Origin of the sequence: Thermogutta sp. (assembly GCF_039793925.1) — a bacterium.
Lineage (GTDB): Bacteria > Planctomycetota > Planctomycetia > Pirellulales > Thermoguttaceae > Thermogutta.
Map to the genome: position 1 here is coordinate 32,933 of NZ_JBAMME010000334.1, position 18,080 is coordinate 51,012.

Genomic DNA, 18,080 nt, shown 5'->3' on the forward strand with positions numbered 1-18,080 from the left:
TTTCGTAAGGTCATATTTCACAACTACATGGCCACCGATTGCCGGTCGGCCCTCGGCGTTTCATTCCGCGAATTCCAAACCACCGGTAAAAGCGGAGGAATCCTGAGGCCAGGCCATCACGTGATTCGGGGCGAGTCCCCTTGATGGCGAGGTTTTAACTATTTTCAGACGGAGAACTCTTTTGACCACCTGCTGGCGCCACAGCACCAGTCGAAGTGTCTCCACCGGCACCATTTTTCGGGCCGTCACTGCCGTTGGCCCGCGCGGTTGCTTGCTGCCGGTTTGGAGTGGTCACCGATTCCGAGCGGCGCTCCGTCTCTCTACGATCTTCCGTGCGTCGTTCCGGATATTTGATCCGCCCATGGTACATCGCTACGAGTGACTTGATGAGGCTGTCTTCGATGGTGCGAAGCTCTCGTAGCGTCAGATTGGTATCATCAAACTGACCCTCATGCAGTTTCTTTTCGGCGATGTCTCGGACAACCGCCTCAATGCGGGATGGGGCCGGGTCCTTCAGGCTGCGGACGGCACTTTCCACAGCATCAGCGAGCATAAGCACAGCGGCCTCTTTGGTCTGCGGACGCGGTCCCGGGTAGCGGAAGTTATTTTCATCCACCTTGGGTGCTTCCGGCTGGCTCTCCTGCTTTCCCCGGGCGCGCTCGTAGAAATACTCCACAAGCGTCGTGCCGTGATGCTGTTCGATAAAGTCGATGATCAACTCTGGAAGATGATGCTGCCGCGCAAGGTCCGCTCCATCTTTGACATGGGCGATGATGACCAGGCTGCTCATGGTCGGTTCAAGGGTTTCGTGTTTACTGGGAGCATCGGCTTGATTCTCGATGAAATAGCCTGGCTTGAGCATTTTCCCGATGTCGTGAAAATACGCTCCAACCCGCACGAGCAATCCGCGGGCACCAATGGACTCGGCTGCCGCCTCCGCTAGCGCTCCCACGTTGATCGAGTGATTGTACGTGCTCGGGGCCCGGCGAGCTAATTCTCTCAAAAGCGGGTGCGACAGATCGCTCAGCTCCAAGAGCGACATATCCGTGAGTACGCCGAAGAAGCGTTCCACAAACGGAAGCAACCCTTCCATGAGGAAACCGCTCACCACGCAGGCAAGGGCGAGGCGGCCTAACTCGGCGAGTAGTACCGTATCCACTGGCACTTGGTTGAGGAGGGCCACGAGCAAGCGAACAACCACACCAACAGCCGCCGCCCCCATGCTGACGTAAAGCAACTTCGTCCGCGTGCGAATGGAATCGAGCTGAAGAATCGCCCAGGCGACGACGGCCCCCCATAACAAGACGGCCCCCACTTCCATTCCCGTACCCAGCACCACCACCAGAATCATGACCCCGGCGAATAGGAGTGCCAGCTCCCGGTGATAGGCCACCGCGAGCGTCTGTCCAAAGATGATCATCGGGATCAATTCAGCATAGGGGACCTCTCTGGCCAGCCACTGGGCCAGAGCGACGGTCACAACCAGAAGGACGAGCACGCTGGCGAGGGAATGGAGCTTCACCAGCACACGGCGTTCCCGAAAGAAAAGGTACAAGGCCACGACTCCTAGAAGGCCTACCATCAAAAGCCAAACGGCGATAAACCTTTCCACCGTGTGAAGCCAGGCACCTCGCTGGGGGGTCGGCACCACCTCTGGTTCCGCGCCTTCGGAGTCAGTTCCGCGGAGATGCCAATGCAAAGTGCCGGCGGGTAGAGAGTACCGGGCATCAATCGCCAGATTCCCTGACCGCTCGGGTTGGGGGGGCAGCATCCCATGAATGCTCACGGTCAATAGGGTCGCCGCCATCAGCCCGAGAACCGCTCGCAGCCCCACTTCAGTCCGGCGAAGACGGTTCCAGGCCAGTTCCCACTTGGTGGGGACCTGAACCAGCCCGGCCAGGCGCTCCGCACGTTTTCGTTTTGGTGCACCGAATTTTAGAAAACCGATCGCACGCCTCCCTTACGCATCCGAAATTTCCTCGCTCATGGGCCCGGAGATCTCAGATCGTTCCTCTTGCCGATGAGACGCACTGGTCTCAGAGCTCCGGTCCCTCCGGGACGATCGCCCCTCGTAGGCATCCACAATAGCCTGAACGAGGGGATGCCGGACAATATCCGCCCTAGTCAGCTCAACCTGCGCAATCCCCGGGATATGCCGAAGCCTCGTCCATGCGTCCACCAATCCGCTCTTTGTGTTGGGAGGAAGATCGATCTGGGTCGTGTCTCCCGACACAACGATCTTGGATTGATGGCCCATGCGCGTGAGGAACATTTTCATCTGAGCCACGGTGGTATTCTGAGCTTCGTCGAGGATCATGAATGCCTCGTTGAGTGTACGGCCACGCATATATGCGAGGGGCAGCACTTCAATGCGTTCCTCCTCAGCATAGCGAGCAGCCATGTCATACCCCACTATATCCCGGAGTGCGTCCATAAGCGGTCGCAGATAGGGCGAAATTTTCGCCTGAAGATCGCCCGGCAAAAATCCCAAACTCTCCCCAGCCTCGACAGCAGGTCGAGTCAGAACGACCTTGCGGATTCGCTGCTCTCGCAGGGCCGCCACCGCCATCGCCACGGCGAGGTAAGTCTTGCCGGTTCCCGCCGGGCCGATACAGAACACAATGTCGTGCTTCTCGATGGCCGACACGTATCGCGCCTGCCCGGGTGTTCGCGGATAAACCCGGCGTCCACCGAACACTTCAATAGGCGGGACATCTTCCTGAATCGGGCCCGTTCTCACCTCCAGCAGAAGCCGGCGCACTTCCTCGGGCGCGAACGAGCGATTGCAGACGCTCCAGGATTTCTGTGGCCTGGAGCACTGCGGCGTCTTCCCCGCTGACGTAAATTTTATTGTTGTTGGCCGTCACCCGGACTCCCAGCACCTCCCGGATCATCCGCGCGTGCTGATCGCAAGGTCCCAGAACACCGGCCAGCGTCTCCCAGTTGACAATCGAGATGGAACGCTCACTCATCGAACGAAGGGCAACACCTCCCTTAAATCGTTTCAGGCTTGATGATTCTTACAATCCTTCAGGCAAGCTTCCCGCAACCTTGGCACTCAATTTCAGACCAGGCAGTGTGTTTTCCGGTCCTTTCCACAGCGGCTTACCTTGGACCTCTTTCAACGAGCTGCGGCTACCTAATGCTCTACTATAGTCAATCTTATACCGTGTCGCATGCCAAGTATCTCCCTGCTATAGGGTGACATGGAATACTCCTTAAGTATCGATTGGCGTTGAATTACCCACAACGCAGACCACGCTCAAACCGGAATCGCTCAAGTTCCCTGATATCCGGGCAAGCCAACTGATTTTCGGCCGGGAATCACGCGGTACTGCACGCGGATGAGCCACACAGACGAGCGCTAAATGTTCAGATCTTTAAACCCCAAGTAGGTGTGACAATACGGACAAATCCTGGTGGCCGCAATAATCTCACGATGGCACTTTTCGCAAATCTTTTTAGGCAGTCGCGTCGGCGCCGGTTGCGACGGCCCTTCACTGACGGACTCAGCAATGGGGTTTTCCGCCCGAGGTGGCGGGGCCTCCCCAAGAAGCTTCAAAATCTCGTCCTCACTGAGGCTCTGTTTTTTCTCGGGGACCTTTACTTTGGCCCCACAAACCGGACACGTGCCTGTCCGGCCGCTATATTCTTCGCGGACCTTCAATCGATGCCCATGAGGACAGTAAACTTCGATAAAGGACATAACTGCGGACCTCTCGCTGAGCCGCTCGAGGATAAGCAAAATCTCCTCACGACACCTTGGGCCTCCTTTCTCGCGGTTTCATTCCCTTTTTGCTGAACATTTCCTTCATTTCCCCGGTCGCGGTCCTCTTAAATCGAACCTTCGCCGTACGCAGCCGCGGATTCCCGGACAGCGGTTTTGAGGGCGCACCACGCGCTACTTAAGCCTTCCATCAATATAATGGCTGCATTCCCGTCCCGCGCAGAAGGTCCGCGCGAGAAACTCCATCACGAGCCTAAGCCACATTCCGCATTCACACCACTGCCACCCAACAGCCCGTCACGCGAGTGTGGCCGCCGCAAAAATCTGACCGCGATGCTCGCTCCAGATTATTAACCCCGCCGGCCGCTTATCGGCCCGTTAGTACTACCTAATCGAAATTCACTATAATGCACAGCTTTCTAATTTAACCTCTCTTCACCATTTTCCGATTCGGGTGCCGCGATGTCGCAGGAGCCCCGCGCACTAGCCGAAATCGGAGCGCCCCATACTATGTTACCCACGATTCGACTTATGTCAAATATTAGCCGAAAAGATTTGCGAGCGATCGACTGGGTCCCAAGACGTCAGAGGACCTGCCTTAATGACTGCTCAAAAGGCTAGGAGCTTTGGTCCCTCTTTTCACCCGAAGGAAAACACTCCAGGTGGCAGGTCCCAAAATCGTCAATTTCCAGGACCGGATGCAGGCTTCGGGGTGGGTTCTTCGATCCGCATCAACGGGAGACTGGGTAACGATTTCATGTAAGCTGCGTACTGCTCGTCCAATTGTGAGAAGCGTACTCCCGTCAGTTGGGAAAGGCTGTCTGCATGATCACGGCCGAGGTAAACGGCTGCCAAAAAATTCACCAAAGCATCCCGGTAGCGCCCGCCATCAAAATGCATAAAAAACTGCGTTAACCCGGCCGCCTGACTGTAGAGAGCTCCGATCCGCGAGTCGGTCTGAAATTCCTCCATGCCCAAATTACAAAACTTTTCCAGCGGGATGTAAAAACGATCCTGGAGGAATCGCACCCGGGCGGCCAATAGCCGCGGTGTATCAATTCCCCCGAGCACAAAGAAATCCCCTTCTTGGCGCAGCGTCTCGAGATACATAGCCGCTCCTTCGATCACCCAGTAATTGCAGCGGAATCCAGGATTTGGCACCGATCGGCCGACCTCCTGGAACAACTGGTGTGTGGCTTCATGATAGGCAGTGGAGGCGTCAAAACCTGGTCCCGCAAAAAAATAACAACAGCGACTCGCACCGTCGTACAGCCCGACGCTGAGTTCGACCTGCGGATACCGACTTTTCAAAGCTGCGTTGTACTCCTCGCGATTGCGGAAGAGGACTACGCGGTGCTGTACCGGATTGCCCGCTGGCGGGCGATTGCGAAGATCGAACAGCGCACGGATTTGCGCGTCTGTGGTGTAAAACCGAATGAACAGGCGGCTCCATACTTCATTGAGCCGCTCGAACTGTTCGGCCAGGCGAACCCCCTCCTCCAGGCTGTGATTCGTCAGGACCCGATAATGTTCGGTTTCCACCACCCAGCCGTTCTGAAGTGTGCTCCTCAGCTTGCGATCCTCTTCCACTGAGATCCATCGGTTGTTGTAGAAGCGTTCCCCCTGCTCGTACCGGGCAACGTAGCTTTTGGGTAACCAGCCGAAACGATCGTGCCACACATCTCCTGCCCGCAATCGGCGGACTTCATAAGGCGTGCGCCAGTATCCGGAATAGGCCTGGAAACCGAAAAGGCGACGAAGTCCTTCGTGATCGGGATTCTCGTGAAGGGCTGCCATGGCCAAGTCCAGGGCGAGAGCAGCTCGTCCCTGCCTGATAGCCCCGCGGGCTAAAGCAAACAAGGCGTCAGCCTGCTCTTTTCTCAGGGCCGCCCAACGTCTGAACCACTCTTGACGCGCCGGCGACTCTTCTTCCGAGGGTTCAAGGGTACCCATCTTGCGTGGCAGAATGGGCACCAGAAGGCGGTCTTCCAGAACCGGGTGTAGCCACCGACGAGTCCGTTCGGCTTCTTCCGTCAATCCCTGGCTTTCGCACCACTCCGCCAGAGACTCGAGCTTTCCTCGGTAGGCCTCCGTCTGACGTCTGAGAGCGTCAGTAAGTTCGTCCGCCGAAACGGAGGCGGTAACCACAAAAGACGTGACCGCTAATCCCAGGACTTGCCACAAATAAACCTTGTAGTTGGTTCCTATAGCCATGACAGCTCCCAAATTGCGGGAACGGAGACCAGCGGCAAAAATGCACTGCTCGAGCAAGTTGTCTCTTTTTTTGAGTGTACCACACGTCCAGAGGTTCCAGGCTGGAATCCACCCCCTTTTGGAAGTGCCGAGCGATATTTCCTGGCCTAGGTGCCGGGTTCTCCCGGGGACTCAAATTGATCCGTTTCTCAGCTGAGCACGAACGGGGGTTTCCAATCTACGAGAGCCCGGCACACTTTCCGCATTCAAGCGGTTCCGACTTGAGCCTGACTCGTCTCAATCTTGGTGAGAATCCGCCGGCGGCCAAGGGCCCAATGAGTAGTAGTGGCAATTTACGAATTGCGCCTATTCCCTGCGTTGGCATCCGCCTCCGCAGGGTGTGAACTTCACTGACACCAACGAGTGACTTTTCTCTTTTATGGCTCTCATTTAAAATCAACGTTTCGCGATGCAATTCAATAGATACGTGAGTTTGGCCGGAAGGACAACCTATGACAAATCCGATCAACCCGTTGCGAGTAGCAGTCATCGGCGGTGATGGTACGGGTCCCGAAGTGGTGGCCGAGGCTGTCAAAGTGTTGAAGGCAGTGGCCCAACTCGAGGGCATCCAGCTCGAACTCCGCGAATTTGATCTGGGAGGCGAGCGCTACCTGCGAACGGGAGAGGTGCTTCCGGAGGATGTTTTTCAGGAGTTGAAAACCTTTCCCGCCATTCTCTTGGGGGCCATCGGCCATCCTGACGTACCTCCGGGGATCCTGGAACGCGGGCTTCTCCTGCAGTTACGGTTTCGATTCGACCAGTACATCAATCTCCGCCCGGTGAAGCTCTATCCCGGGGTGGAAACACCGCTTGCGGGCAAGGGTCCCGACGATATCGACTTTGTGGTGGTGCGGGAAAATACGGAAGATCTTTACGCTGGTATCGGCGGTTTCCTGAAAAAGGGAACTCCCGACGAAGTGGCCATCCAAACTGCCATTTACACCCGTAAGGGTTGTGAGCGGTGCATCCGCTGGGCCTTTGAGTACACTCGCAAACGCAACAAAAAGAAACGGCTTACTCTGGTAGCCAAGACCAACGTGCTGACCTACGGGCACGATCTCTGGTGGCGCACCTTCCAGGAAGTGGCCCGCGAATACCCCGATATTCAAACCGACTACAACCACGTGGATGCATGCTGCATGTGGATGGTCAAGAATCCCGAATATTACGACGTTATCGTGACGACCAACATGTTCGGGGACATCATCACCGACCTGGCCGCCATCATCCAGGGTGGAATGGGAGTGGCCGCCGGAGCCAACATAAATCCCGAGCCGGGCGGCACGAGCATGTTCGAGCCCATGGGCGGCAGCGCTCCCAAGTACACCGGCAAGGGGATGATCAATCCCATCGCAGCTATCGCAGCGGCCGGAATGCTTCTCGAACACACCGGCCATGAACGAGCGGCAGAACGGGTCAACAAGGCCATCCAGATCGTGACAGGTACGAAGATGAAGAGCCAGGCCGCGGGAAAGATGGGATACACCACCTCGCAGGTTGGCGATCTGGTGGTGGAGGCTCTTCACCAAGTCTGAAACCGACGGCACTATCGTAACGTTGCGAGCAGAGTCTGTCGGTCGCTTAACGGACCCAAATCCCGGGGACAGCGGTCTGACCCGAGGCTCGGGTCTTTACAATATGCAAGGAGCGTTCATGGATGGAAAACTGCCCTCAGTTATTCGCTGATGACTTTTCCCGCACCGGTATCTGGTACTCCCAGTAATACTTGTCCCGCGGGACGAAGGGGCTGTTGTAACCCAAAAGGCGCGGTGGCCCCGCAACTTCCCACCCATTCCCATGATGCGCGAGCCAATCCTGCACGCGCTGACGGGCAAGCTGAAGAGCCTGATTCGATCGGGGACCTCTGATGCCGGTACTTACAAACCAACCGCCTGGCAAATCGCGGACTTCCACGGCACCGTCTTCACCTGGATTACCCTGGTCCGGGCGTTCATAAAGAAAGGCCATCAGCAAAGGGCGCTGCGTGTTGTCTTCCAGTGTCATTTCGACGGGTGCCGTCATGGCCACGTTATTCTTTTTGATGTGGAGAAAAAGCCGCCAGAAGGCCGTTCCGCTATCGCGGGTTACCGCCGCCCGATAGCCGGGATACAGCTTGACCTCTACCTCGCCAACAGGAGTGCAAGGTGGAAACCCAACTGGCAAATTGGCCTCCGCTATTGGACGAAATCGCAGGTCTTCCACGATGGCTTTCAGAGCGGGAAGGACTTCGGACTGATTGGCATCGGCAGCAACACTTTTTTTCAGATCTTTCAATCGTGCCGCGATATATGAGTTTTCGGGCAACAACGCAATCGCCCGGTCAATGGCTTCCGTCAGAACCGACGTTCTGACTGTTGGATCTGTCTCCTGAACAGTTTTGGCCAATTCGTCCGCGGCCTTCTGATAGTTTTTGGCCATGGGATGTTCGGGGAATTCCGCCCCGTCACCGAATACACTGCCGAATATTAAAGCGAGAATTCCTACCGCGCCAAAGAAGATGCCAATTATTGCTGGTTTCATGGTTTACGGACCTTTCTTTACAAATGGTTCTTGATTCCCTCAAAAATCTTCTACCGTATGAAGCGACAATCCGAAGGGTCGGAGAGTTGCAATCCCCGACCACTTCGGACGCTCGCAGGGGTTTCAAACAACAGTCAATCTAGTTCAAGGGAGGCTAATCTTTAACCCTTGGTTCCACCGGCATTGCAGGAGGAAGAACCCTCACCCTCTGACTTCTCCGGCGGTAGAATCACGGCATCAATGACGTGGATGATGCCGTTAGACGCCCGGATGTCGGTCTTCAGGACCTTGGCCTGATTCACCTTCACTCCCGCGTCGCCCACGGTAATCTTGATGGGGGACCCCTGAACCGTCTTCAGGCTTTTGCTAGCGACCACCTTCTCCGCAGGGTACTCACCAGCGACTACGTGGTAGGTGAGCACAGCGGTCAACTTCGCTTTGTCTTTGAGGAGAGATTCGAGAGTACCCTCAGGCAACTTGGCGAAGGCCTCATCGGTAGGGGCGAATACCGTAAAGGGTCCTTTGCCTTTCAAAGTCTCGACCAAGCCGGCAGCCTGGAGCGCTTTGGCGAGAGTCTTGAACGAGCCCGCCTCGACGGCTACATCCACAATGTCCTTTTTGGCTGCCTCCTCAGCGCGATTCATCTGAACCAGACCGAACCCTCCGAGTAGCACAGCCATCGCGACCGCAGCAAACGTAAACCGACGCATCACAAAACCTCCTTACCCTAAAGGGACCTACGAACGGCTCGGGCATGCCGCTTGCATGCCCGTGAGCGAATACAATTCGTTCATTTCGATCACAAGTAGTCTATACCTGGCAAAGTGTTCGGGCAAGGGGCAACTGCAAAAATTCTCGTCCTGCCTCCAGGCCATGCAGAAAACGCGTAGAGCACGCGGGATGCCTTTAAAAGTGCAGCAAAACGGTATAGGATTAGGTAATGGGAACGGTTCTCCTGGCAATTAACATATCGTTCAAATCGTTCAAATGGCCACACTTCTGACCCCGAAACAGCTCGCCTTAGCTACCGGCGTCAGCGAGTCCACCGTGAAGCGCTGGTGCGACCGCGGCCTGCTGCCCGTGGCCCGAACGCCCGGTGGACACCGCCGCATTGAGCTCAACGAAGCATTACGGGTGCTCAAGGACCTCAATCTGCCTTTGCGGCACCCGGAAGCGCTTGGGCTGCCAGCCTTCTCTGGCCAGGGACAAAGGGTGCTCGAGAAGGCCAAGGACGAGCTGCTTCAGGCCTTGAAAAATGCTCGGGCCGACCGTTGCCGAGTGATTCTCCACGAGCTTCGCTATGTTGGCCTATCCTTTGCACAAATTGGCGACCATGTCATTGCCCCGGCCTTTGAGCAGATGGGGCATGAATGGGAGTGCGGAAAGCTCCAAATTTATCAGGAGAGGACAGCCTGTTGCATTCTCTCGGAAGTGCTCGCCGAAATAGCGTCAACTCTTCCACATGGCACTGCGCATCAACCGCTGGCAATTGGGGCCACCCTCAGTCAGGACCACTATGTCCTGGCCTCCCAGCTCGTGCAGCTCGTTTTGCGGGAAAAGGGCTGGCGCGCCAGGTTCCTGGGCCCAAATCTTCCGGCCCCTACTCTTCGGCAGGCCATCACCGATTGGCAGCCGCGTCTTTTCTGGCTGAGCATCTCCCACGTAACGTCACCTCAGGAGGTGATCGATGCTTGTCGCGATCTGTTTGGATACTGCAGGCAATCTGAGTGCCTCTTCGTCATCGGTGGGCGATCGATTGACGAGTCCCTTCGCCAGCGGCTCAGTTACTCGGCTTATTGCCCGGATTTGACTCACCTGGCCATGCTCTTAGACACTCTTCCCCCCACCCCTATCAATACCGCGGATCATGAGACGACGCCCCGGCCGCAATCCGAAATAGCGCCTGGTTGAGGCAACCACCACGACGACCGCGTGCGGTATGCCCCGTTCAGCCCAGGCCATGCTTGGCCAGTTTGTCGCGAAAAGTCGACGGTTTCATCCCCAGGGCGGCTGCGGCGGCCGTCTTGTTACCGCCCGCTTCTCGAAGTGCTCTCTCCAGGAGTTCGCGTTCTGCCTGATTGATGGCCTCTTGAAAACTGGCTATTCCGCCACCTTCTGAACTGCCCTTGGCTGTTTTTGTTGGGAACTGGGCAATCTCGGAGCGGAGGAGTTCCGCCGTAATCTCTCCGTTGCCAATCAAATAGACTCTTTCCAGGGTGTGGTAAAGCTCACGGACGTTGCCAGGCCAATCATGCTCCTGGAGGACCTCGAGGGCGCCGGGGCCCAAGGTAAACGGCTTGTCCCCCGCAATTTTTTTCAGCAAATACTCGACGAGTAGGGGAATATCCTCGCGCCTCTCTCGAAGCGGAGGGATATTGATGCGGAGCACGTCCAGACGGTAGTACAGGTCCTGGCGGAATGTGCCCTGGCTGACTCTCTCCAGCAGGTTTTGCTTGGTAGAAGCGATGATACGGACATCCGCATGAATCGGTGTCGTGCCGCCTACCCTCTCGAATACTTTCTCCTCGATCACTCGGAGCAGCTTGGCTTGCTGGTCGAGCGGGATATCGTCCACATCATCGAGGTACAGCGTGCCACCCTGAGCGATTTCGAATCGGCCAGGCTTCCGCTGATCTGCCCCTGTGAACGCGCCCTTCTCATGTCCGTACAATTCGCTTTCCATCAGATGGGCCGGGAAAAGGGTGCAGCCCACTTTCACAAATGGTCGGTCTCGGCGGTGAGATTTCCGGTGAATCACCTGAGCAATCAAATCCTTGCCCACACCGGTTTCGCCACACAAAAGGACGTTGGCGTCGGTGCGGGTGCAGATTTCGATCATTTTCTTGACCCGCGTCATCACCGCCGACTGACCGATAACCAGTTCATCAATGCTCTGGGTTTCGGTAGCCGTTCCCGCAGAGTGGCTTTCTCTCCGCCGACCACGCTCGCGTTCCAGCCGAGCCAAAACGGGCAACAGATCCTCATTCCGGAAGGGCTTCGTGATAAAGTCGTAGGCACCAAGCTTCATCGACTCGACGGCCAACTGGATGCTTCCGTAGGCCGTCATCATGATTACGTCCGTGGCGGGCGCCTGTTCCCCCTGCTTGATATAACGAAGTAACTCCAAACCGTCCACCCGTGGCATTTTGACGTCGGCAACGATAACGTCAAAATGCCGCTGCCGCAGTTTTTCCAGGGCCTCTTCGCCATCCGCCGCCGTGTCCACTTCGTACCCCTGTGCGGCGAGATCGTCGGCCAAGGTCACCCGCTTGATTTTCTCATCGTCCACAATCAGAATCCGCATAGTGGTTTGACAACCTTCCCAGCAATGAAATGAAACCCGTCAGGCAAAAACTTCCTTGAAGATCACGCGGGCTTATTGTCCTTATCGCGGTAGGCGTTCAGTATCACGGTGAAAGTCGTCCCCTGCCCCAGGGTGCTGCGAACTTCAATTCTTCCGCCCATCTCGGAAATCAGCATCCGGCACAATCCCAGCCCCAGGCCCGTTCCTCCCGAGTCCGCCCGAGTGGTAAAAAACGGCTCAAAAATCCTTTCGAGATTGGCCCGAGGAATTCCAACACCCGTGTCGATGACCTCGATGGCCACCGAATTCATTTGATCATCGTCCTGCGTCCCCAAAGTCCTGGTACGGAGTGTGAGCGTTCCGCCATTGGGCATAGCAGCAAGGGCGTTGGTGCAAAGATTGAACACGACTTCCTGAATGGTGTACTTATCTCCCAGCACCGGCGGCACCGGCCGAAGGTCCTTTTCCACACGTATGTTCTGCCCAATCCGTGTACCCAACATAGCAAGGGTACCTTCCACGGCGGCGTTGACATCGGTTTTTTCCAGAACCAGGCCGCGAGGCTGCGCAAAGGCCTGGACGCGCTTCGCTGTCCGCTCAATCCGTTCCAAGGCTTCGGCCATCATGTTCACGTATTCTGTCAACCGGGGGTCGTTTTTGACAGCCTCGCTAATTCTGCGCAGACAGTTCTGGACACCGTCCAGCGGATTGGCAATCTGATGGGCGATTCCCGCGACGAGCTGTCCGATTCCCAGCATTTTTTCCTTCTGGCGAAGCTCGGCATGGGCGCGGTCCACGTAGCGCCGGATGGAGGTCGTGAAATAAGTCGCCATCCCGAGGCTGGTCGCCACAGCACAGAAAAGGGCCAACGCTTCCAGGTTGTGGAGCGGCGGTAACTCCTGGCCGCCAAACCTGAGCGGACATCGGGGAATTAGGTTCAAACTTTCTAGGAAAATGATGGCCCCGATCACAAGGGCCGTTGCCCCCGCCACAATGTATGGTCGTGCCCCGCGCAGGTACATGCCTGCGATGATCATATGAAAGATATAGTAAATCACAAACGGATTGTGGCAAAAATCGGAAAAATAAAGGACCAGAGTCAGCGCCACCAGATCCAGCACAATCTGGAGAAAGAAGCTATCTTCCGGACGAAACCCCCGAATCGGACTTTCTTCCCGAACAATGAACGCCAGTACCGCATTGTAAAGAAGCATCCCCAATCCCACCGCATACAAAGGGTAGGGGGTTTGCAATACCCCGAGCACGAAATAGCCTAGCGTCGTCGCGACGAAAACGGTGCTCGCCGCGAGCCAGCGGATGCGAATCAGCCATATCGCGCCACTCGGGGGAAGCTTCATGCTATCGGGTTAAGGTGATAGAGCAACTCAGAAATGGGAATTGCGGATTGGTAGTCTCATCGCGCCCATTAATTACACCTTGACACGTTAATTGTACCCCAAATCGTTCGCGGCTGGGGCGTAGTCCCGGTGAAGCCCGTCTTCATCCATAATGGAGTTGATAAGGAACACGTTGCCCGCCGGGGAGGCAGGACACACGACTCTGATTGGTTCACCGTCCTCCGTGTGCTGCGCTGACCGGCCTGAGTTTTCGGAACACCGTCGTTGTGAATTGACCCGAGGATACCGTGATGGCTTCCGTGTCTGATATTCAGCGTCGCCTCCAATTTGCGATAGAAGCGGCCCGCGCAGCCGGCGAGATCACCCTTCGGTATTTTTCCAACCGAGACCTACTGGTCGAAAGAAAGGCCGACGCCTCCCCCGTCACCAGGGCGGACCGCGAGGCTGAGTTCTACATTAGGGAACGAATCCTTCAGACATTCCCCGAAGACGCGGTCATCGGTGAAGAGTGGGGGGACACTGGCGGCCGGAGCGGATTTCGCTGGATTATCGACCCAATTGACGGCACAAAATCATTCATCCACGGGGTTCCCCTGTACGCCACGCTCATTGGAGTGGAGTACGAGGGCACTGCCCTCCTTGGGGTGGACAGGATCCCTGCCACAGGCGAATGTGTCTATGCCGCTCGCGGCTCGGGTGCCTGGTATCAGCGGGGAGACAATCCCCCCGAACCTGCCCGCGTTTCCACGTGCCGCTCTCTGGCGGAAGCAGCCTGGGTGACGAGCGAAGTGGCCAACTTCACCAAAATCGGCCGACGTGATGCTTACCATCGCCTGGAAGAGGTGACCCGCCTTTCCCGGACCTGGGGGGATGGTTACGGCTATCTTCTCGTGGCCACGGGACGAATCGATTTCATGGTGGACCCTCTCATGGAGATTTGGGACGCAGCGGCGATTCAACCCATCATCGAGGAAGCTGGCGGCAAGTTCACCGACTGGGCCGGCCAGCCCACGTTCACCTCGGGCAACGGCGTGGGCAGCAACGGCTGGCTTCACGAAGAAATCCTCAGAATCCTGCAAACCGCCTGAAAGTCCGGGCGGGTAGAGGTCGCGTCACCCTAATTGCCTACTCAGCAAACATCTCACGGACGAGAAGTCGCACCTCCTCCAGCCAGGCAACCCGCTGTTCGTGCGTGCTCAGGATAATCGATTCAAAATTTCGGCGACGAAAATTTGTCACGCCGCAGAAACCGAAAATGCAGTTCTTCCACAGATTTTCCAGCGGATCGCCGTACAGCCGCAGCTCGTCGTCTCTCGGTGTGTTGGATGTAGTGAAGACCAGTGCCCGTTTGCCTGCCAAAAGCCCTTTGACCCCATCCGATGTAAAATCATACGCGACCCCCTGCCGGAATACGCGATCGACCCAACCTTTCAAGATCGCGGGAGGCTGCCCCCACCAGTTGGGATGAACGATCACGTAGCCGCCGACTTCCTGCAGTTGCGCGCAATGCTGACGGATTTCCGACGGCACTTCCGCATCCTTGGCAATCTGTTCAAACGGCAATAAGGGGTCAAAATTTTCGCGGTACAGATCGTGATAGATAACCTCGTGGTTGATCTCCCACAGCGTCTGCGCAGCCGTCGCGGCAATGGCCTGACAGAAACTCCCAACACGCGGATGTCCAAGGACCACGAGCACCTTCATTGTCTCGGTTTCCTCCTCTGTCCCATGATTTCTTCCGGATGTCTTGTTTTAAATGGACAAGGGCTGCCCGGACCGGTGAGAGTTTTCCTCCCGCAGCAACCACTCAACATACACAGCACCCATCCGACAATTCCTCCACAGGTGCAGGAAGCTCTCGGCAGTGGAAACGCCTGAGCGTTTGTTTCTATTCGGCTTGCGGACGATCCGTCTCCGAACCCACCGGACACGCGCCTCGTTCTAGCGGCGGTGGCTCTTCTGGACAAATGGTGAAAGCGGCTATGATCTCCGGAGGAATACGAGTTGGTTGACCGGTCTTGTAGTTGACAAACGCCCAAAGCGTTTCCGCCCGGGCAAGTAGTTCTCCATCACGGCCGCGATAAATCCGGTACTTCCGCCGCGAAGTGACTTTTTTGAAGTCCGCAACCCAGGTTTGCACGACGACCTCATCTCCCAACCGGGCGGGAGCCAAATACTCGATGTTATGCGAGCGAACCACCCAGCCTGCCCCCAAAGCGAGGTGCCGATCAGGCGACCATCCACACGCCGTGGAATGGGCGACGGCGGCATCCTGAAGCCACTGGACGTAGGCCACGTTATTGGCGTGCCCCAGGGCGTCAATCTCCTCCGGTTGCACCAGGCGATGGTGATAAAAAACAGCCGTCATCGGCAGCAGCAACCCCAAAGACCGTTTGTGTACATGAATTAATTACGCTCGAAGGCCAGCCCCGGTTTGACTCACCATGTATCCGGTTCTCTTACACCGAACACCCGATCGCCGATTTTTCTCCGACTTCGCCCCCTTGTGTCGACGCGAGTTTCCATCAAACCCGCGGAACACATGGCACTCACCGCCACAGATCGTCTCCTGCAAAAGGATGGATGGGCCCCAGACCTTTTGGTTTCGGTAATACCTTGAGGATCTGCTCGGCCAGTTTGAGGTCCTCCTTGGTCGTGATCTTGATGTTCAGCGAGGAGCCCGGCACGACGTGCACTTTCTTCCCCAGTCGCTCCACAAGCTGCGCGTCGTCGGTAGCCGGAAATCCTTCTCGCTTTTCGTACGCTTCCAGCAACCAGTCTCGCCGAAAAACCTGTGGCGTTTGAGCTTCCCATAAGTCTTCCCGAGACTGCGTTGCCATGATGACTCCCGAGTGGTCGACGCGTTTCAGTGTGGCGGTAACGGGCACTGCCAGGATGGCAGCCCCTGTCTCCTGAGCCTTCTGAAAAACCGCATCAATCCACAGTTCACTGAGACACGGACGGGCAGCATCATGAACACAGACGAATTCGGCGTCCGATTTCACTTGGCGAAGGGCGTTGTGCACCGAATCCGCGCGCTCCGGTCCCCCTTCCACCACTTGCACACCCAGCAGTGTGATGTCGGCACTAAACCGCGCAAGGAACTCCTCGCGATCTTGTGGCGCCACGGCCACGATGATCTGGATGACATCTTCCCTTTGGGAAAACCGGTGCAGACTATGGAGCCAAACGGCCCGCCCGGCTAACGGAGCAAACGGCTTCTTGTAATGCATGTCCTGAAATCGTGAACTGGCTCCTGCTGCCGGTAAAATGACGGCGAATCGTGCCACAGCAATCTCCCTTCCTGGCCAGCCAGATAATTGAGAAAGCCACATCTTTTTCCTTCACCATCCGCGGAAATTCGCTTCCTGTCAACGCCGGGAACCCTAATCCATCTCCACCTTTGCAATAATCTGTGAGATGCCACGGCGGGACCTCTTGCACGGGCAATTCATGAATTGCTCCGACCGTTTAACCAGCACCTGAATCGAGGACCTGGAGTCCGGCCGGTGAAATTGATGGTGCAAACGCCAGAATGTGGACCTGATAAGCCGGTCCCTCCAAGAGATGCTTCTGGAGGGACGCACTTGGCGTGCCCGGTGAAAAGGTAGCGCTCATCCAAGGTAAGAAAACGGAACTGAAAAGCAGGTCAAGCCGGGCTCAGGATTATTCCCGTGCAAGCTCTCCTCCAGGTGAGGGTTCGGTGCTGGGCGTTGGTGAAAACTGGGGAAATCTCCATCGGCGGAGTTGTCAGCCGGAGGGAAATCGGATAAAGTAATGCGAAGAGGAGCGGTTAGATGAACGCGATGTGACCTCCCCTGCGGTGGGGTCAAAGAGTCACAGGCTAAAAGCTCGGGGCGTGGCGCAGCCTGGATTAGCGCGCTTGCTTGGGGTGCAAGAGGTCACCGGTTCAAATCCGGTCGCCCCGACTTATTCGTGATTTTTGCTCAATTCGAAGAATCACGGACGGATCAAATCCACAATTTGCCATCGCCGGGTCACAAAAACGCCGAGGGTTGTGTTTAAGCCTTCGGCGTTTTGCATTGTACACGTATCATCAAGTCAAACAATCTTGACTCGCCCACAGAAATCGCCTATCTTATCGACCCGATGTGCCCGGTTAGAAATTTTTCACGGTTTTGCCGATACAATGGCCTGGTAAGCCCAAAGCATTTGATCGTCCTTCGACACGGATGTCTGCCTGAAGAGAGTTTTCAGGAGTTCGCACGGATGATACTACCCCGCCGTTCCCTGTTTTGCTTCGGTAGGCTCTGGCTATTTCTGCCGGTGTCTCTTGTCGCATCCGGATGTGCCACGACGCATGCTGAGCGGGGTGCTCTATTCGGCGGGCTCCTGGGAGCCGGGACGGGGGCGATTGTGGGAAACGCGGCCGGAAATACCCTCGCCGGAACCGCCATCGGCGCCGGGGTGGGCGCTCTTGCCGGTTCAGCCATCGGCGACAGCCTCGACGAAATGGAGGCGCAAAACCGCGCACTGATTGCGCAACAGCTAGGCCGGGAAATTCCCGCAGGCGCTGTGACGTTTGATGACGTCATTGCCATGACCAGAGCCGGGGTGGCCGAAGAACTCATCGTCAATCAGATTCGCATTAATGGGATGGTTCGTCAGCCCACCACGGATGATATTATCCGCCTGCAGAAAGAGGGTGTGAGCGTGAACGTCATCAAAGCGATGCAAGAACCGCCTCTGCGTCGCCAGCCGAGTAATGACCGTCCGATCGTCATTCGCGAGTCGAGTCCTCCACCGGTCGTGATCTACGAGCACGATCCCTGGTGGTGGGGACCGCCCTGGCCCCATTGGCATTACCATTACCGCTACTACCGCCCTCGGCCGGGTGTAAGCTGGGGGATCACTTTCCACAATTGAAAAACTCTTCGAGTTCCTTTTGACACCGAGC

General features: G+C 56.5%; 16 protein-coding genes and 1 tRNA gene. 5 read left to right on the top strand and 12 right to left on the bottom strand.

Annotated elements, in window-relative coordinates; translation table 11 throughout:
* Positions 1 to 154: 154 nt before the first annotated feature.
* The 5 genes from ABJK56_RS18110 to ABJK56_RS18130 form a co-directional block, all read right to left on the bottom strand.
* Positions 155 to 1,771, bottom strand: coding sequence for an HDIG domain-containing metalloprotein (locus tag ABJK56_RS18110; protein ID WP_347246087.1), 1,617 nt, complete (start codon positions 1,769 to 1,771; stop codon positions 155 to 157).
* A gap of 189 nt (positions 1,772 to 1,960) precedes the next feature.
* Positions 1,961 to 2,761, bottom strand: a complete 801-nt coding sequence (locus ABJK56_RS18115) for a PhoH family protein (RefSeq protein ID WP_347246088.1) — start codon at positions 2,759 to 2,761, stop codon at positions 1,961 to 1,963.
* Positions 2,700 to 2,972 carry a hypothetical protein gene (locus ABJK56_RS18120; RefSeq protein WP_347246089.1) on the bottom strand — a complete coding sequence of 91 codons (273 nt, stop codon included), beginning with the start codon at positions 2,970 to 2,972 and terminating at the stop codon, positions 2,700 to 2,702. Before ABJK56_RS18120 ends, ABJK56_RS18115 begins: the two co-directional genes overlap by 62 nt.
* A 392-nt stretch (positions 2,973 to 3,364) precedes the next feature.
* The gene (locus tag ABJK56_RS18125; protein ID WP_347246090.1) at positions 3,365 to 3,706 is read right to left on the bottom strand and encodes a hypothetical protein; all 342 of its coding nucleotides are present in this window, start codon (positions 3,704 to 3,706) and stop codon (positions 3,365 to 3,367) included.
* A gap of 702 nt (positions 3,707 to 4,408) precedes the next feature.
* The gene (locus tag ABJK56_RS18130) at positions 4,409 to 5,941 is read right to left on the bottom strand and encodes a hypothetical protein (protein WP_347246091.1); all 1,533 of its coding nucleotides are present in this window, start codon (positions 5,939 to 5,941) and stop codon (positions 4,409 to 4,411) included.
* 491 nt (positions 5,942 to 6,432) lie between these two features.
* On the opposite strand from ABJK56_RS18130, the gene ABJK56_RS18135 reads away from it, so the two are divergent.
* A complete protein-coding gene (locus ABJK56_RS18135) occupies positions 6,433 to 7,515 on the top strand; it encodes a 3-isopropylmalate dehydrogenase (protein ID WP_347246092.1) in 1,083 nt (360 codons plus the stop codon).
* 136 nt (positions 7,516 to 7,651) lie between these two features.
* Here ABJK56_RS18135 and ABJK56_RS18140 read toward each other — a convergent pair whose 3' ends face one another.
* Positions 7,652 to 8,500, bottom strand: coding sequence for a heme-binding protein (locus ABJK56_RS18140; protein WP_347246093.1), 849 nt, complete (start codon positions 8,498 to 8,500; stop codon positions 7,652 to 7,654).
* Between the two features lie 161 nt (positions 8,501 to 8,661).
* On the bottom strand, positions 8,662 to 9,210 hold the full coding sequence (locus ABJK56_RS18145) for a fasciclin domain-containing protein (protein ID WP_347246094.1): 549 nt from the start codon (positions 9,208 to 9,210) through the stop codon (positions 8,662 to 8,664).
* 277 nt (positions 9,211 to 9,487) lie between these two features.
* On the opposite strand from ABJK56_RS18145, the gene ABJK56_RS18150 reads away from it, so the two are divergent.
* The gene (locus tag ABJK56_RS18150) at positions 9,488 to 10,411 is read left to right on the top strand and encodes a helix-turn-helix domain-containing protein (protein WP_347246095.1); all 924 of its coding nucleotides are present in this window, start codon (positions 9,488 to 9,490) and stop codon (positions 10,409 to 10,411) included.
* Between the two features lie 37 nt (positions 10,412 to 10,448).
* Here ABJK56_RS18150 and ABJK56_RS18155 read toward each other — a convergent pair whose 3' ends face one another.
* Positions 10,449 to 11,804, bottom strand: a complete 1,356-nt coding sequence (locus tag ABJK56_RS18155; protein WP_347246096.1) for a sigma-54 dependent transcriptional regulator — start codon at positions 11,802 to 11,804, stop codon at positions 10,449 to 10,451.
* 62 nt (positions 11,805 to 11,866) lie between these two features.
* Positions 11,867 to 13,162: an ATP-binding protein gene (locus ABJK56_RS18160; protein ID WP_347246097.1), complete on the bottom strand. Its 1,296-nt coding sequence runs from the start codon at positions 13,160 to 13,162 to the stop codon at positions 11,867 to 11,869.
* A gap of 290 nt (positions 13,163 to 13,452) precedes the next feature.
* Here ABJK56_RS18160 and hisN point away from each other — a divergent pair, with 290 nt between their 5' ends.
* Positions 13,453 to 14,250 (top strand): histidinol-phosphatase, encoded by a 798-nt coding sequence (gene hisN, locus ABJK56_RS18165; protein ID WP_347246098.1) that lies wholly within the window; start codon positions 13,453 to 13,455, stop codon positions 14,248 to 14,250.
* A 37-nt stretch (positions 14,251 to 14,287) separates the two neighbouring features.
* Here the strand turns inward: hisN and ABJK56_RS18170 are convergent, their stop codons facing one another.
* The 3 genes from ABJK56_RS18170 to ispD form a co-directional block, all read right to left on the bottom strand.
* Positions 14,288 to 14,866: an NAD(P)H-dependent oxidoreductase gene (locus tag ABJK56_RS18170; RefSeq protein ID WP_347246099.1), complete on the bottom strand. Its 579-nt coding sequence runs from the start codon at positions 14,864 to 14,866 to the stop codon at positions 14,288 to 14,290.
* 184 nt (positions 14,867 to 15,050) lie between these two features.
* The gene (locus ABJK56_RS18175) at positions 15,051 to 15,530 is read right to left on the bottom strand and encodes an acyl-CoA thioesterase (protein ID WP_347246100.1); all 480 of its coding nucleotides are present in this window, start codon (positions 15,528 to 15,530) and stop codon (positions 15,051 to 15,053) included.
* Positions 15,531 to 15,711: 181 nt separating this feature from the next.
* Positions 15,712 to 16,497, bottom strand: coding sequence for a 2-C-methyl-D-erythritol 4-phosphate cytidylyltransferase (ispD, locus tag ABJK56_RS18180; RefSeq protein ID WP_347246101.1), 786 nt, complete (start codon positions 16,495 to 16,497; stop codon positions 15,712 to 15,714).
* 518 nt (positions 16,498 to 17,015) lie between these two features.
* Between ispD and ABJK56_RS18185 the strand changes: the two genes are divergently transcribed.
* Positions 17,016 to 17,091, top strand: a tRNA-Pro gene (locus ABJK56_RS18185).
* Positions 17,092 to 17,392: 301 nt separating this feature from the next.
* The gene (locus ABJK56_RS18190) at positions 17,393 to 18,049 is read left to right on the top strand and encodes a glycine zipper domain-containing protein (protein ID WP_347246102.1); all 657 of its coding nucleotides are present in this window, start codon (positions 17,393 to 17,395) and stop codon (positions 18,047 to 18,049) included.
* Positions 18,050 to 18,080 lie beyond the last annotated feature (31 nt).

Bases quoted from the DNA above. Each gene is read 5' to 3' on its own strand.
- ispD (WP_347246101.1), bottom strand. From the start codon at position 16,497: ATGTGGCTTTCTCAATTATCTGGCTGGCCAGGAAGGGAGATTGCTGTG.
- ABJK56_RS18110 (WP_347246087.1), bottom strand. From the start codon at position 1,771: ATGCTGCCCCCCCAACCCGAGCGGTCAGGGAATCTGGCGATTGATGCC.
- ABJK56_RS18175 (WP_347246100.1), bottom strand. From the start codon at position 15,530: ATGACGGCTGTTTTTTATCACCATCGCCTGGTGCAACCGGAGGAGATT.
- ABJK56_RS18150 (WP_347246095.1), top strand. From the start codon at position 9,488: ATGGCCACACTTCTGACCCCGAAACAGCTCGCCTTAGCTACCGGCGTC.
- ABJK56_RS18140 (WP_347246093.1), bottom strand. From the start codon at position 8,500: ATGAAACCAGCAATAATTGGCATCTTCTTTGGCGCGGTAGGAATTCTC.
- ABJK56_RS18120 (WP_347246089.1), bottom strand. From the start codon at position 2,972: ATGAGTGAGCGTTCCATCTCGATTGTCAACTGGGAGACGCTGGCCGGT.
- ABJK56_RS18125 (WP_347246090.1), bottom strand. From the start codon at position 3,706: ATGTCCTTTATCGAAGTTTACTGTCCTCATGGGCATCGATTGAAGGTC.
- ABJK56_RS18190 (WP_347246102.1), top strand. From the start codon at position 17,393: ATGATACTACCCCGCCGTTCCCTGTTTTGCTTCGGTAGGCTCTGGCTA.
- ABJK56_RS18155 (WP_347246096.1), bottom strand. From the start codon at position 11,804: ATGCGGATTCTGATTGTGGACGATGAGAAAATCAAGCGGGTGACCTTG.
- hisN (WP_347246098.1), top strand. From the start codon at position 13,453: ATGGCTTCCGTGTCTGATATTCAGCGTCGCCTCCAATTTGCGATAGAA.
- ABJK56_RS18145 (WP_347246094.1), bottom strand. From the start codon at position 9,210: ATGCGTCGGTTTACGTTTGCTGCGGTCGCGATGGCTGTGCTACTCGGA.
- ABJK56_RS18135 (WP_347246092.1), top strand. From the start codon at position 6,433: ATGACAAATCCGATCAACCCGTTGCGAGTAGCAGTCATCGGCGGTGAT.
- ABJK56_RS18170 (WP_347246099.1), bottom strand. From the start codon at position 14,866: ATGAAGGTGCTCGTGGTCCTTGGACATCCGCGTGTTGGGAGTTTCTGT.
- ABJK56_RS18160 (WP_347246097.1), bottom strand. From the start codon at position 13,162: ATGAAGCTTCCCCCGAGTGGCGCGATATGGCTGATTCGCATCCGCTGG.
- ABJK56_RS18130 (WP_347246091.1), bottom strand. From the start codon at position 5,941: ATGGCTATAGGAACCAACTACAAGGTTTATTTGTGGCAAGTCCTGGGA.